The organism is Sphingobacteriales bacterium (assembly GCA_016719635.1).
Taxonomy (GTDB): Bacteria; Bacteroidota; Bacteroidia; order Chitinophagales; family JADIYW01; genus JADJSS01.
In genome coordinates, this window is record JADJYT010000010.1 from 1 (window position 1) to 12,543 (window position 12,543).

Here is a 12,543-nt window from a genome sequence, read left to right on the forward strand (position 1 = left end):
TTTACCGGCAAAGTCGCTGTAATATTTAATGTTTGCTGGCTCATCGATGCTTTAATCGTATTTGTTGTTGTCACCTCTTTAGTTACTCTTATTAATACGGTAGTATCGGATACTGATAGTTTGTGCATTAGAAATCATTTTATTTTAAACGATAGTAGTTATCGCCATTTACATACTCTCTTATCTTCAAACGTATATTTTTAATGACGATGAATTTACACTACCTTTCACTTCACCAATTGCATAAATTGATTATTTCATCCATTCTCTCTACTTCAAAATTTGATAATTCGATTCTGAAGCTGTTGCACAATTTAACTGAATGACGCTTTTCGGTTCGATGAAATTTCCTAACTAAAGAAATTGAATTCAACAGGTAATGTTGAAGGTAGCATAGTAATTAAAAGATACCACTAAATGCTCTTGCCCTTTAAAGTTAAAGTTCCACATATTCTATAGCGGCATTCCATGTTAAAGTAAATTTTGATTTATCGAAAAATTCTGTTGCCCGAGAATACGTACCTGGTAATTTAGAAACGGAAGTGCCATGGCATTGCATCACTATCCAGGTTGTTCATCCCAACAATATCACATACTTGCTGGCATCTTATTAAAACTTGGATGTACATTCGTATTGTAATGTTAAAATCTGATTGTTGAATATAAATAGTAACTTTTGCAGCACCAGAAGATACCGGTGTGATGTCCCAATGACGGCGAGCATAAGGCTGGCCCAACGCTGACTGTAAAGTTGCATCAATAAATAGATCTGCTGTAGTTGCACCTAAAACATTTCCACCAACATTGTCCTTTACTTTAGCAATCACTTCAGCTGTAGTATTGTCGCTAAAAATCTTTCTGCGCCATCTGCAATACTTAATGAAGTAGTAGCATTTGTATTTGCCGGTGCTACCGTAAATGGATTAGAATTTACTAAGCAAGCCCCAACTGTTGACGTTAATTTATAGGTTCCAAAATTAGTTGGATAAATAAAATCATTTGTTTCGCCACTTATATTGCTGCCATTTAATTGCCATTGTTTTGTTGCGTAAGATTGCAATCCAACTGCTTGAAAGTTTTTACCAATATTACAAACTTGATTGACGCCAGAAAGTGTTGGCGATTCGTTTACAATAATATTAGAAATGGTATCACCAATAAAAGATGGTGAAGAATTTATAATGACACGGATTTTGTAGGTGCCTGGTGCTACCGAGTTAGGTATTGAATATGGAATATCGACATTTGTGGCAGAAGGTAAACTTGTACCTAAGATAGTAGGTGACGAAAAATTACCTGATGCATCACTTAATTGCACCTGAATTGGATTGGTTCCTAAATTATTACAGTTTATTTTAACTTTAGTGGTATCAATAGCAGCACGGCATAATACTGTTTGGTTTAACGTGTACTTCATTGGAAGTATTTTCAATTTCACAATCCAATAATCTTCTGCACCATAATTGGCAGTTGTTTTATTTCCAGATGCTGTAGATTGAGAAAAACCTGCAATAATAAATCCACCATCAAGTATAGGTCATTGCATTTGCTTGCTCGCCACCACTACCACCAAACGATTCCTGAATAATTTCATCGCCATTTGCTTCTAAGCTGATTACCCACATATCACTACCACCAAAAGCAACAGATGTTTTGTTTCCTGATATTCCTGCTGCACTTCCACTAATAAGGTAGCTTCCATCACTAGCTTCTTTTAAAGACATACTTGGATCCACGAAGTGGTACCATAGGTTTTTTGCCAACCAATAGCTGCACCATTTGCTTTAACAATCCACATATCTTTTAGTCCATAATTTACGGTGGTTTTATTTCCACTAATACCAGACTCAGAAGTACCTGTTAGAATAATATTATCATCAGAGGTTAGAAATCATATCCTGAAAAATATCATCCTGCGCACCACCAAAAGAATTTTGACTAATTAATGTACCTGTTGCATTAATTTCTACTAACCAATAATCTGCTAAGCCAAATTGTACTGGTCTTTACACCTGAACCAGATGCTGAACGCGAGTAACCACCTAAAATAATATTTCCATTTTGTTTTGTTAAAACTCTTAATGCAACATCTTCAGCAGAGCCACCATAGGTATTTTCCCAAATTTTCACACCTGATGTATTTACTTTAATAATCCAATAATCATAACCACCATAATTAGGTGAAGTTTTATTAGCGTCTGCTGAAGATAAAGACGAACCTACAATTAAATAGCTACCATCTTCTGTTGTTTTACATCATACGCATAATCTGCTAGTGTACCACCAAATGTTCTATCCCATGATTTTGCACCGCTCGATGTTAGTTTAACTACCCAAATATCAAAATTACCATTGTTACTAGCTGTTTTATTTCCACTAATACCAGATTGTGAGATGCCTACTAATAAATAACCACCATCTGCAGTTTGTATAGCTGATTTTAGTTCTTCGTGTTGTGTGCCACCATAAGAGAATTGCCATAAAATATTTCTATTGCTATCAATTTTTGCGACGTAGTAATCACCTAATCCATTTGTGCTTACTGTTTTATTTCCACTTGCCATTGATGAAGAAGTTCCTGCTAATAAAAAACCACCATCTCTGACACTCACAATTTTTAGAAGTTGATCTGATCCTGAACCACCTAAAGATAATTCCCAATCTTTTTGAATTAAATCTGTATTACAGCCACATCTGTTGCTAATAATAAATTGTTTAAACGTATTGGCACCTGTAATGGCAGGACTTGTACTAACAATTCGGATTCTGTAGCCAGTTCCTGCTGCTATATTCGTTGGTATAACACAAGTAGTAGTCAGATTTTGTGCCGCTGCAACTCCTGACCATGTATACGAACCAATTGACGTTGGTGCCGTAAACGAACCAGTTTTATCGCTTAATTGAATTTGAAAGACATTACCAGCATTAAAAGTTCCATTTAAATTATAGCTAACTTCTATAGGTTGTCCTGAACACAATAACTCTGATGGATTGGTTTCTGTTATGGCAATAGTTTGTGCTTCAGCTGAATTAGAGTATGATATGCCTATAAGAATAAGCATAACACACAACGTGTGTAAATAGGGTTTCATGATGTAGGGTTTAAATGTTAATTCAATATTAAATAACATCTAGACTGACCGCAATACTGATTGCCTATTGATTGTGACACTACTAAAAGTAAAAATGAACTAGAATAAATAAAAAAAATGAACTATTTAGTTCATTTTTAACAGATTATAAAATAGTATGTTGTGTTGTTTTGTGACAAAAAATAATTTTGTTAAAGTTTATAAATTGATAATAATCAACCAAAAAATAACTACAAAACAAATTAGATTTTAATACAAAGGAAATTGCGACATAAATTTATTTACATTTTCTTTCAACTCTGAAATTAAACCAGCGTTGGTTGGTTCTTTAATAATCAAATCTATCCACTCCACTACTTGTAGGCAATCTTGCTCATTTAGGCCGCGTGTAGTTATAGCTGCTGTTCCGATTCTGATACCAGATGTAATAAAGGAGACTTATCATCAAAAGGAACCATATTTTATTTACTGTAATTTTCGGCTTTCCCTAAAGCGGCATCTGCCTCTTTGCCTGAAATATTTTTATTTCTTAAATCTATAAGCATTAAATGGTTGTCTGTTCCTCCAGACACTAAATTATAGCCTCTTTTGGTAAATTCATTGGCCATCACACGTGCATTCAGCATTACCTGATCGGCATATTTGCCAAAATCATCGGTTAATGCCTCACCAAATGCTACCGCTTTTGCAGCAATCACATGTTCTAATGGACCACCCTGCATTCCGGGAAAAACACCAGAGTTCAAAACAGCAGACATCATCTTCAACTCACCTTTGGGTGTTTTCTCACCAAATGGATTTTCAAAATCCTTTCCCATCATAATAATTCCACCACGTGGTCCTCGTAATGTCTTATGTGTAGTAGAAGTAACAATATGGCAATGCGGCATCGGATCATTAAGCTTTTTCTTAGCTATCAAACCTGCCGGATGCGCAATATCAGCTAATAATAATGCACCTACCTTATCGGCAATCTCACGGAAACGCTTATAATCCCAATCACGTGCATATGCAGAAGCACCGCATACAATTAATTTCGGTTTTGTTGCTAAAGCAATCTGTTCCACTTTATCCATATCCACTAAACCTGTTTCCTGCTCTACTCCATAAAAATGCGGAACAAAGTGTTTTCCTGAGAAATTCACCGGTGAACCATGAGATAAGTGTCCGCCATGCGATAAATTAAACCCAAGAATAGAATCACCAGGCTTAAGGCAAGCTAAAAAAACTGCTGCATTTGCCTGAGCACCGGAATGTGGCTGCACATTGGCATATTCTGCACCAAATAGTGCACATAATCTATCAATGGCAATTTGCTCAATCTGGTCAACTATTTCACAACCACCATAATATCGCTTTCCGGGATAACCTTCCGCATATTTATTGGTTAAACAAGTGCCCATTGCTTCCATTACCTGTTTAGCTGTAAAGTTTTCAGATGCAATTAACTCAATTCCAACTGTTTGCCTGTGCAACTCATCGTTAATCAGTGAAAATATTTTTTGTCGCGTTCCATGTCGCTAAAATAACAATTTGTAATGAGTAGTTCGTGATGCGTATACAGATTTTATATTATTATTATATAAACGACGCTTTTAGTGTTAATATTTTAAGTAAGACTTATCACTTTAATCTAATAACTTTTATCTTTAACATATGATAGCGATTATTCCGGTAGCTGGTGCCGGCACAAATTTACGACCACACACTTATACGCAACCAAAATCTTTGATTCCTGTAGCCGGAAAACCTATTTTGGGGTTTATAATTGATCAGTTGCTGGAAAATGGTATTCAGGAATTTGTTTTTATAATTGGCTATCTGGGTGAAAAAATCAAGGAATATGTAGAGCACACCTATCCGAATATCAAAAAAAAATACGTTACACAGGAAACCCGCGAAGGCTTAGGACATGCTATCTGGTTGACGAAAAATGTGATTCCAAAGAAGAGTGAAGTAATGATTGTTTTAGGTGATACTATTATAGATGTAGACTGGAAAAATTTATCGGATTAAATACTTCCGCATTAGGCGTAAAAAAAGTAAACGATCCCAGGAAATTTGGCGTTGCTGAATTTGATGCAGAAGGAAACATTATTCAGGTGGTGGAAAAACCAACGATTCCAAAGTCAAATATGGCATTGGTTGGTTTGTATAAAATCAAAGACTTTGATATTCTTTTAAAATCTATTGAGCATAATATAAAAAACAATATTCGCAGCAATAATGAGTTTTATTTAACAGATGGTCTGCAGGAAATGATTCAACGTGGTGTGAAAGTAGAAGGTTTTAAAGTAGACAACTGGTATGACTGTGGTCAAAAGGAAATCCTGTTGAAAACCAATGCATTACTGCTAAACAAACGAAAAAGTTGCATCTTACAAAAAGAATTTGCATAATTGCATTGTAATAGAACCTATTCACATTGGTAAAAATACCGTGATTAAAAACTCTATTATTGGTCCCAATGTAACGATAGGTGATTATGCGAATTTAAATGATTCAATCATAAGAGATTCTATAATAGGGAACTATACCAAACTGAATGATGTTGTTTTATTTAATTCTCTAATTGGCAGCGACTCCTTCATTTGGGGCAGCAGTCAAAGTCTAAACATTGGTGATAATACAGAACTGGATTTGAGATAAAGCAAAAAAGTATGTTTGCAGTAATTGATTTAGAAACCACGGGCGGCAATCCAAACTCGGAACGCATTATCGAGATTGGGATTGTATTGCACGACGGCAGACATAAAATCGGCGAGTATACAACACTTAATTAATCCTGAAAAGAAATCAGCGCCTTTATTTCCACGTTCACCGGCATTACCAATGCTATGGTAAAAAACGCACCCAAATTTGTGGAAGTAGCAGACACCATTCTTGAATTATTAGAAGGAAAAGTGGTGGTAGCACACAATGCAAGATTTGATTATAATTTTATTAAAAGCGAATTCAGGAGACTGAACATCTCTTTCACTAAAAAGAATATCTGTACCGTACAACTCAGCCGGAAAATATTTCCGGAATACAAATCGCATAGCTTAGGCAATATCTGCAGAGACCTGGGTATTGCCGTTGACAACCGGCACCGTGCTTTTGGAGATGCTGCTGCAACAGCACTTTTGCTGGAAAAACTCATCGAGAATGACACCAGACAATTGATTCAGGAATACCTGGCAGATGATATCCATAAGATCCATCTACCCAAAAACTTGCATCCGAGAGTGATTGAATCGCTGCCGGAAGAAGTGGGATTGTTTTACCTGCACGACGAACATGGAAATGTATTGTATCTGGATAAAACCAAAAATATCCGTGAGCATATCTTTACCTTCTTTTCAAAGAAACCAACGGAAAAATATAAACAGCAACTGCATCAAGAAGCACATGATATCAGCTTTGAACTGACCGCGACGAAAATCCGTTGCTGAAGTTTTCTTCCAAATTCAAGGCGGAAAAAATGATGCATTCCATTCTGACCAGCTTCCGCTTAGAGCCAACGTTCAAAAAGATTGATGCTGCCTGGCAGTACAACCAGCGTATGCAGGAAATACTCGCTAAATTTGTCTATCCGCATACTAATTTCTTTATCATCGATGCCGGAAGAGGCGGTACCGAACGCTCTGCCGTTCAGATTGAAAACGGTGAATTTAAAGGGTATGGATTTTTTGAACCCTCCTTCATTCAGCATCCGGAAGAACTGAAAAACAGCATCCGGACAAACCTGGAAATATCGGAAAATAAGAAGATTATTCAGAATTACATCCGAAAATACTCCAAACACGTGGAGCTAATTGCGTACTAGGTATTTATCCAGCTGGCGCAGTTTGAATAGCGCATAAACAATCCGTACCTGCAGCAATACCACCAGCATCAGAGATGCAATACCGCAGAAGGTCACCAGCTTTTTAATATATGTCAGGTCTTCCAGCTCCGTACCCGATTTAATGTGCTGAAATATATTGGAAGCCAGGGTATAATCGTAGTTGTCAAACACCCTACCATATGTGTAGTATTCGTTTAATAAATAAAAGAACAAAGGGACATTTACAATAAACAACAGAATCTTTACAAATACATTCTCCAGTAAGACAGAATGCGACAGAAATGCGGTGAAACGGAAGAACGTGACGATTAAAAACAACGTACCATACATATACAGGTACAATGCACTGCTGATTTTGGGAACAACCGGCAGTACCAGTAAATAAGCGGCAACGGCAGCAAAGGCAAACCAACCCAATTCATAAATTATTTCCAGTACCAGTTTATTCTTCACAGAGATTGTTTGACACAAAAATACACAATCCCTTACTGTATTGCTATTAGTTAAATGTTATCAGTTGTGAAGGTGAATGGCAGACAGATTACTTATTGCTTTTTGATAAATTATAGCCGATAACTTATTACTTTTACAGGAATGAAGTTAGACAAAGCCAAAAAGCAGATCGCCGTCCTGATTGACCCTGACAAGACCAATGCCGTGAAATTACAGCGCATAATTGTTGCCGCGGAAAAAGCATCCGTTGATTTTTTTCTGGTTGGCGGCAGTTTATTACTGAAAAATAATCTGGATGAAACGGTTGCTGTCATCAAAAAACACTCTAAGAAGAAAGTATACCTGTTTCCCGGCAATCCGATGCAAATCACCTCGAGGGTGGACGGCATTTTGTTGCTGAGTTTGATTTCCGGCAGGAATCCCGATTTGCTGATAGGCGCACATGTGCAGGCTGCACCTCTGTTAAAGCAAAGCAAACTGAACATCATCCCGACCGGATACATGCTGATAGAAAGTGGAAAAGCCACCACCGTATCCTATATTTCCAACACGACACCCATACCTGCCGATAAGCCCGAAATTGCCGCCTGTACGGCACTGGCCGGTGAGCAGCTTGGCCTTAAAACCATTTATCTGGAAGCGGGCAGCGGGGCGCAAAACCCGGTTTCGAAAGAAATGATAAAAGCCGTACGGAAGATGGTAAAGATTCCGCTGATGGTAGGAGGCGGTATCCGCAGTGCCTTTCAGGTAGAAGAGGCGTTCTCCGCCGGCGCAGATATCGTAGTGATAGGAACAGCCATTGAAAATGATATTACTTTTCTAAACGAACTAAAGCACACCTCGAGGGTCGGTTAACCCTCGAGGTCGTCAGCATCTATGAAAGGAAGAATCATACAAACCACCGGCTCCTGGTACCAGGTTTTATCCGACGATAAGATCATCACCGCACGCCTGAAAGGGAAATTCAAACTGGAAGATACCGATACCACCAACCCGATTGCGGTAGGCGATCTTGTTTCCCTCGAAGAAACCGACCGCCACGAATTTGTTATTGATGAAATACTTCCCAGAACCAATTATATCATCCGTCAGTCGCCGCGCAATAAACACCAGCGGCACATCATCGCTTCGAATATCGACCAGGCGATGCTGGTGGTCACAATTGCCCATCCCCGCACTTCATTAGGATTCATTGACCGCTTCATTGCCGCAGCCGAATCGTTTCATATTCCGGTAAAAATCGTGCTGAACAAAACAGATTTACTGCAAAAAGAAAAAGAAACGGAGCAGCAGGAATACCTCCGCATCGTTTATAATCACCTGGACTATGAGGTGCTGGAAACTTCCGCTCAAACAAAAGAAGGCATCAAAAAAGTAAGGCATTGTCTTGAAAACAAGACCACGCTGGTGGCCGGGCACTCCGGTGTCGGGAAGTCCACCCTGCTCAATGCCATCAATCCGGAGCTGAATCTAAAAACCGGCAAGATATCTGAAAAATGGGGCAAAGGAATGCATACCACCACCTTTGCGACCATGTACAAAATCCTGGAAAACTCGTTTATTATTGACACACCCGGCATCAAGGAATTTATGATGCTGCAGGTAGAGCCGGAAGAGGTCTCCGGCTATTTCATTGATATCAAAAGATATGCGGAAGGCTGCCAGTTCAACAACTGCCTGCATCAGAACGAACCCAACTGCGCGGTAAAAGAGGCGGTCGAAAACTCCCTGATAGCGCCTACCCGCTACGAGAATTATCTCAACATCATCCAGAATATTAAAGACATCAATTACTGGGAACGGAAGTAATTCACTGCCATTATTTACCCGTCATTGCGAGGAGGAACGACGAAGCAATCTTTTTTATTGCATTTCGTACGACACCTTTTGTCTGCAGGAAAAATTAAATTTGAATTCAATAACCATTAATTTAGTATTTTAAAGTTTCTATCCCAATGACCTTCACCGCCATCGACTTCGAAACCGCTACCTATAAGGCACATTCTGCCTGTGCCGTGGGCATCGTGACGGTGGAGCAGGGCATCATCACGGATGAATACCCACTCCCTCATTCAGCCTCCGGATAATTTCTATTCCTATCACAATATCCGGGTACATGGCATTACCTCCCGGCACACAGCGGAGGTGGAAACATTTGACGAATTATATCCTGAAATCTACAAACGGCTGCTGCACAAAAGTGTGGTCGCACACAACGAAAGTTTCGACCGCAATGTACTGAAAGGCTGTATCAGCCATTATGGCCTATCCTCCAAAGGATTGTCACTGCATAAGCAATGGCAGTGTACGGTAAAACTCTACCGCAGCCTGGGCTATCAGCACAACAAACTGAGCGACTGCTGCGCCCGGTTAAACATTCCACTGCAGCACCATGAGGCCTTATCGGATGCGAGAGCCTGCGCGTTGTTGTATCTGCATTTTCTGAAAAACCACGATTTGGAACAGTCTGTCTTTACCCATAAATAAATCTAACAATCTTTTTTATACCCGATTCTCACTCTTGATTGCTGTTCTGTTTCCACTTTATCTTTTTGCAGCAGATAATCCAGGGCCTCATAAACGTCTTCAAATTTTTTGTTTGTTTTTCTTTCCAATGCTTTCAGCTTTTCGGTCAGCTCCTTATGCGTCAGCGCAAACTGACGGATGTAAACAAAAGCACGCATGATGGCTATATTCACCTGTATCGCTTTTTCTGAATTCAGGATACCGCTGAGCATTGCCAGACCTTGTTCTGTAAAGGCATAAGGTAACTTTCGATTACCTCCGCGTTTTTTAGAATTTATCGCAAACTGTGATGAGTTTACATCGTTTGACATCACAAATTGTGATATCAAAGATTCTAGTTCTTTTTGAGTGAGCTGAAACATAAAGTCTGGTGGAAATCTTTCCATATTGCGTTTAACGGACTGATTTAAGACACGAGTTTCAACCTCATATAATTTTGCCAAATCATAATCCAGCATCACTTTTACACCTCTGATTTCATAAATTTTATTGTGTACTTGTTGTAGTTGCATTCTTGTGTTTTACTATTGAGATACAAAATGATGTCATTTTCCATAAATAGTTGCTAACTTTTTTGAGTTCATAAGTGCCGCATATTAGGATGCGGTCACAAATTGTGACCGCATCATTTTACCTCAAAAATCTCACTACTTATTACTCAATACTCACTACTTTTACACCATGCGCGCCATCCTTCAACGAGTCACCCGGGCATCCGTCGCAACAGACGGAACTGTAAGCGGCAGCATCCGACACGGACTGCTGGTTTTGCTGGGAATCGAAGAAGACGACACCGAACAGGACATCGAATGGCTGAGCAGCAAGATTGTTCAGATGCGTATCTTTTCCGATACGGAAGGAAAAATGAATCTGTCGGTACAGGACACCAACGGAGACCTTTTAATCATCTCTCAGTTTACCTTATTCGCCTCCACGAAGAAAGGCAACCGTCCGGGGTTTACACGTTCTGCCAAACCCGACATCGCAATCCCGCTTTACGGGCGTTTTATTGCGGTTGCCGAACAGAAGCTGGGTAAGGCTGTTCAAAAAGGTGTTTTTGGCGCTGATATGAAAGTGGAATTACTGAACGACGGTCCCGTTACCATTTTCATCGACAGTAAAAACCCGGAATAAGGCCATCTTTCACTCATACTTAATTTTTGAGCGGGTACCTGCTGCATTCCATCTGAGTTTAATTTAAGCGGCTAGGGAACGAGAAAAGCGATAAACAGATGGGACTCTTCAGGTAAAAAATCTCCCAAACAATATAAAAAAATCCGAAAGCACCTAATAAAGAAGGATGTTTTTTTATTTTGTTTCAAACTGCCGAATTGCAATAAATCTCATTTATGCAACTCTTTTTTACACTTTTTTTTCACGGGATGTACACATGCTTGTTGAAATTTTAGAGCACTGTTGGTATTGATGTTAATCAATTAAAAATCAACACCTAACCTATTATTCACATATCGAATAAACAACTTGTGGAAAAGTTAAAACTGAATTTCTAAATCATTGAAGTAGCTTTAAGATGTCAGAAGCGAAGAAACACAAAAATCCTGCTTTTCTATACTTATTTTTTATAAAAACGTTTAAATTTTAACATTAAAATGAATACCGTATTGGCTACTGAAAGAATACTGCAGGAAAGCGACAATCGGTTTGTGCTTTTCCCTATCAAACACAAGGAAATCTGGGAAATGTACAAACAGCATGTACAGGCTTTTTGGGTAGCGGAAGAAATAGACCTGAGCCAGGACCAGGTGCACTGGGAAAAATTAAATGACGATGAAAGACATTTCATCAAACACGTATTGGCATTTTTTGCGGCAAGCGACGGTATCGTCAATGAGAACCTGGTGGTCAATTTCATGCAGGATGTAACCATCCCGGAAGCTCGTTGCTTCTACGGATTTCAGATTGCCATGGAAAACATCCACTCTGAAACGTACTCCCTTTTAATAGATACCTATATTAAGAATGATGCGGAGAAGACAAAACTCTTCAACGCCATCGAAACACTGGACTGTGTAAAGAAAAAAGCCAACTGGGCTTTGAAGTGGATTGAAAGCGCCCCTTCTTTCGCACACCGCCTCGTGGCCTTCTGCGCAGTAGAGGGAATTTTCTTCAGCGGCAGCTTCTGCTCCATCTTCTGGCTAAAGGAAAGAGGGCTTATGCCGGGCCTGGGGCATTCCAACGAGCTCATCAGCCGCGACGAAGGCCTGCATTGCCAGTTCGCCTGCCTGTTATACTCCATGCTGGAAAATAAACTCAGCCAGGAAGACATCTACTCCATCATCTGCGATGCCGTAGAATGTGAAAAGGACTTTGTCAGAGACTCCATTCCGGTGGCGCTAATCGGCATGAACGCTGATTTAATGTGTCAGTATATAGAATTTGTCGCTGACCGCTGGATACAATCCTTAGGTTATCCTAAAGTATATAACGCCACCAATCCGTTCCCGTTCATGGAATCCATTTCCATGGAAGGAAAAACAAACTTCTTTGAACGCAGAGTATCCGAATATAAGAAAGCAGGAGTGGGCATCAAGAAAGAAGAACAACAATTTGGCTTTACCTCCGATTTCTAAGTTGAACTGTAATTCCCGGAAAAGAGAAGATTTTTTTAAGTAATTAATCATT

General features: G+C 39.2%; 14 protein-coding genes and 3 pseudogenes. 9 read left to right on the plus strand and 8 right to left on the minus strand.

Annotated elements, in window-relative coordinates:
* Window positions 1-530: 530 nt before the first annotated feature.
* The 6 genes and pseudogenes from IPM95_13365 to IPM95_13390 all read right to left on the minus strand — a co-directional run bounded on the left by IPM95_13365 (window position 531) and on the right by IPM95_13390 (window position 4,504).
* Complete coding sequence (locus IPM95_13365) at window positions 531-827, minus strand: hypothetical protein (protein MBK9330260.1); 297 nt, start codon at window positions 825-827, stop codon at window positions 531-533.
* Complete coding sequence (locus tag IPM95_13370) at window positions 824-1,417, minus strand: hypothetical protein (protein MBK9330261.1); 594 nt, start codon at window positions 1,415-1,417, stop codon at window positions 824-826. The genes IPM95_13365 and IPM95_13370 overlap by 4 nt, the downstream gene beginning before the upstream one ends.
* Before the next feature lie 109 nt (window positions 1,418-1,526).
* Window positions 1,527-1,724, minus strand: a complete 198-nt coding sequence (locus IPM95_13375) for a hypothetical protein (GenBank protein ID MBK9330262.1) — start codon at window positions 1,722-1,724, stop codon at window positions 1,527-1,529.
* A 235-nt stretch (window positions 1,725-1,959) separates the two neighbouring features.
* Window positions 1,960-2,130 (minus strand): hypothetical protein, encoded by a 171-nt coding sequence (locus tag IPM95_13380; protein MBK9330263.1) that lies wholly within the window; start codon window positions 2,128-2,130, stop codon window positions 1,960-1,962.
* Between the two features lie 95 nt (window positions 2,131-2,225).
* Window positions 2,226-3,092 carry a hypothetical protein gene (locus IPM95_13385; GenBank protein ID MBK9330264.1) on the minus strand — a complete coding sequence of 289 codons (867 nt, stop codon included), beginning with the start codon at window positions 3,090-3,092 and terminating at the stop codon, window positions 2,226-2,228.
* Window positions 3,093-3,341: 249 nt separating this feature from the next.
* Window positions 3,342-4,504: pseudogene (locus IPM95_13390) on the minus strand (serine hydroxymethyltransferase).
* Between the two features lie 244 nt (window positions 4,505-4,748).
* On the opposite strand from IPM95_13390, the pseudogene IPM95_13395 reads away from it, so the two are divergent.
* The 4 genes and pseudogenes from IPM95_13395 to IPM95_13410 all read left to right on the plus strand — a co-directional run bounded on the left by IPM95_13395 (window position 4,749) and on the right by IPM95_13410 (window position 6,900).
* A pseudogene (locus tag IPM95_13395) lies at window positions 4,749-5,741 on the plus strand (glucose-1-phosphate thymidylyltransferase).
* Between the two features lie 11 nt (window positions 5,742-5,752).
* A complete protein-coding gene (locus tag IPM95_13400; GenBank protein MBK9330265.1) occupies window positions 5,753-5,875 on the plus strand; it encodes a hypothetical protein in 123 nt (40 codons plus the stop codon).
* Between the two features lie 54 nt (window positions 5,876-5,929).
* Window positions 5,930-6,526: a hypothetical protein gene (locus IPM95_13405; GenBank protein MBK9330266.1), complete on the plus strand. Its 597-nt coding sequence runs from the start codon at window positions 5,930-5,932 to the stop codon at window positions 6,524-6,526.
* Complete coding sequence (locus IPM95_13410) at window positions 6,520-6,900, plus strand: hypothetical protein (GenBank protein ID MBK9330267.1); 381 nt, start codon at window positions 6,520-6,522, stop codon at window positions 6,898-6,900. The genes IPM95_13405 and IPM95_13410 overlap by 7 nt, the downstream gene beginning before the upstream one ends.
* Here the strand turns inward: IPM95_13410 and IPM95_13415 are convergent.
* Window positions 6,886-7,374, minus strand: coding sequence for a hypothetical protein (locus tag IPM95_13415; GenBank protein MBK9330268.1), 489 nt, complete (start codon window positions 7,372-7,374; stop codon window positions 6,886-6,888). The two genes, IPM95_13410 and IPM95_13415, sit on opposite strands and share 15 nt — an antisense overlap.
* Before the next feature lie 141 nt (window positions 7,375-7,515).
* On the opposite strand from IPM95_13415, the gene IPM95_13420 reads away from it, so the two are divergent.
* From IPM95_13420 to IPM95_13430, 3 genes and pseudogenes are all read left to right on the plus strand, one after another.
* The gene (locus IPM95_13420) at window positions 7,516-8,229 is read left to right on the plus strand and encodes a geranylgeranylglyceryl/heptaprenylglyceryl phosphate synthase (protein ID MBK9330269.1); all 714 of its coding nucleotides are present in this window, start codon (window positions 7,516-7,518) and stop codon (window positions 8,227-8,229) included.
* Window positions 8,230-8,250: 21 nt separating this feature from the next.
* A complete protein-coding gene (rsgA, locus tag IPM95_13425) occupies window positions 8,251-9,183 on the plus strand; it encodes a ribosome small subunit-dependent GTPase A (protein ID MBK9330270.1) in 933 nt (310 codons plus the stop codon).
* A 140-nt stretch (window positions 9,184-9,323) separates the two neighbouring features.
* A pseudogene (locus IPM95_13430) lies at window positions 9,324-9,861 on the plus strand (3'-5' exonuclease).
* Window positions 9,862-9,863: 2 nt separating this feature from the next.
* Here the strand turns inward: IPM95_13430 and IPM95_13435 are convergent.
* The gene (locus IPM95_13435; GenBank protein ID MBK9330271.1) at window positions 9,864-10,412 is read right to left on the minus strand and encodes an ORF6N domain-containing protein; all 549 of its coding nucleotides are present in this window, start codon (window positions 10,410-10,412) and stop codon (window positions 9,864-9,866) included.
* 169 nt (window positions 10,413-10,581) lie between these two features.
* Here IPM95_13435 and IPM95_13440 point away from each other — a divergent pair, with 169 nt between their 5' ends.
* Together IPM95_13440 and IPM95_13445 are read left to right on the plus strand one after the other, a co-directional pair.
* Window positions 10,582-11,034, plus strand: a complete 453-nt coding sequence (locus tag IPM95_13440) for a D-tyrosyl-tRNA(Tyr) deacylase (GenBank protein MBK9330272.1) — start codon at window positions 10,582-10,584, stop codon at window positions 11,032-11,034.
* 476 nt (window positions 11,035-11,510) lie between these two features.
* Window positions 11,511-12,491 (plus strand): ribonucleotide-diphosphate reductase subunit beta, encoded by a 981-nt coding sequence (locus IPM95_13445; protein MBK9330273.1) that lies wholly within the window; start codon window positions 11,511-11,513, stop codon window positions 12,489-12,491.
* Window positions 12,492-12,543: the final 52 nt, after the last annotated feature.

Excerpts from the sequence above, each read along its gene's own strand:
- IPM95_13385 (MBK9330264.1), bottom strand. The coding sequence starts at position 3,092 with ATGAAACCCTATTTACACACGTTGTGTGTTATGCTTATTCTTATAGGC.
- IPM95_13420 (MBK9330269.1), top strand. The coding sequence starts at position 7,516 with ATGAAGTTAGACAAAGCCAAAAAGCAGATCGCCGTCCTGATTGACCCT.
- IPM95_13435 (MBK9330271.1), bottom strand. The coding sequence starts at position 10,412 with ATGCAACTACAACAAGTACACAATAAAATTTATGAAATCAGAGGTGTA.
- IPM95_13370 (MBK9330261.1), bottom strand. The coding sequence starts at position 1,417 with ATGAAGTACACGTTAAACCAAACAGTATTATGCCGTGCTGCTATTGAT.
- rsgA (MBK9330270.1), top strand. The coding sequence starts at position 8,251 with ATGAAAGGAAGAATCATACAAACCACCGGCTCCTGGTACCAGGTTTTA.
- IPM95_13445 (MBK9330273.1), top strand. The coding sequence starts at position 11,511 with ATGAATACCGTATTGGCTACTGAAAGAATACTGCAGGAAAGCGACAAT.
- IPM95_13405 (MBK9330266.1), top strand. The coding sequence starts at position 5,930 with ATGGTAAAAAACGCACCCAAATTTGTGGAAGTAGCAGACACCATTCTT.
- IPM95_13400 (MBK9330265.1), top strand. The coding sequence starts at position 5,753 with ATGTTTGCAGTAATTGATTTAGAAACCACGGGCGGCAATCCAAACTCG.
- IPM95_13375 (MBK9330262.1), bottom strand. The coding sequence starts at position 1,724 with ATGTCTTTAAAAGAAGCTAGTGATGGAAGCTACCTTATTAGTGGAAGT.
- IPM95_13440 (MBK9330272.1), top strand. The coding sequence starts at position 10,582 with ATGCGCGCCATCCTTCAACGAGTCACCCGGGCATCCGTCGCAACAGAC.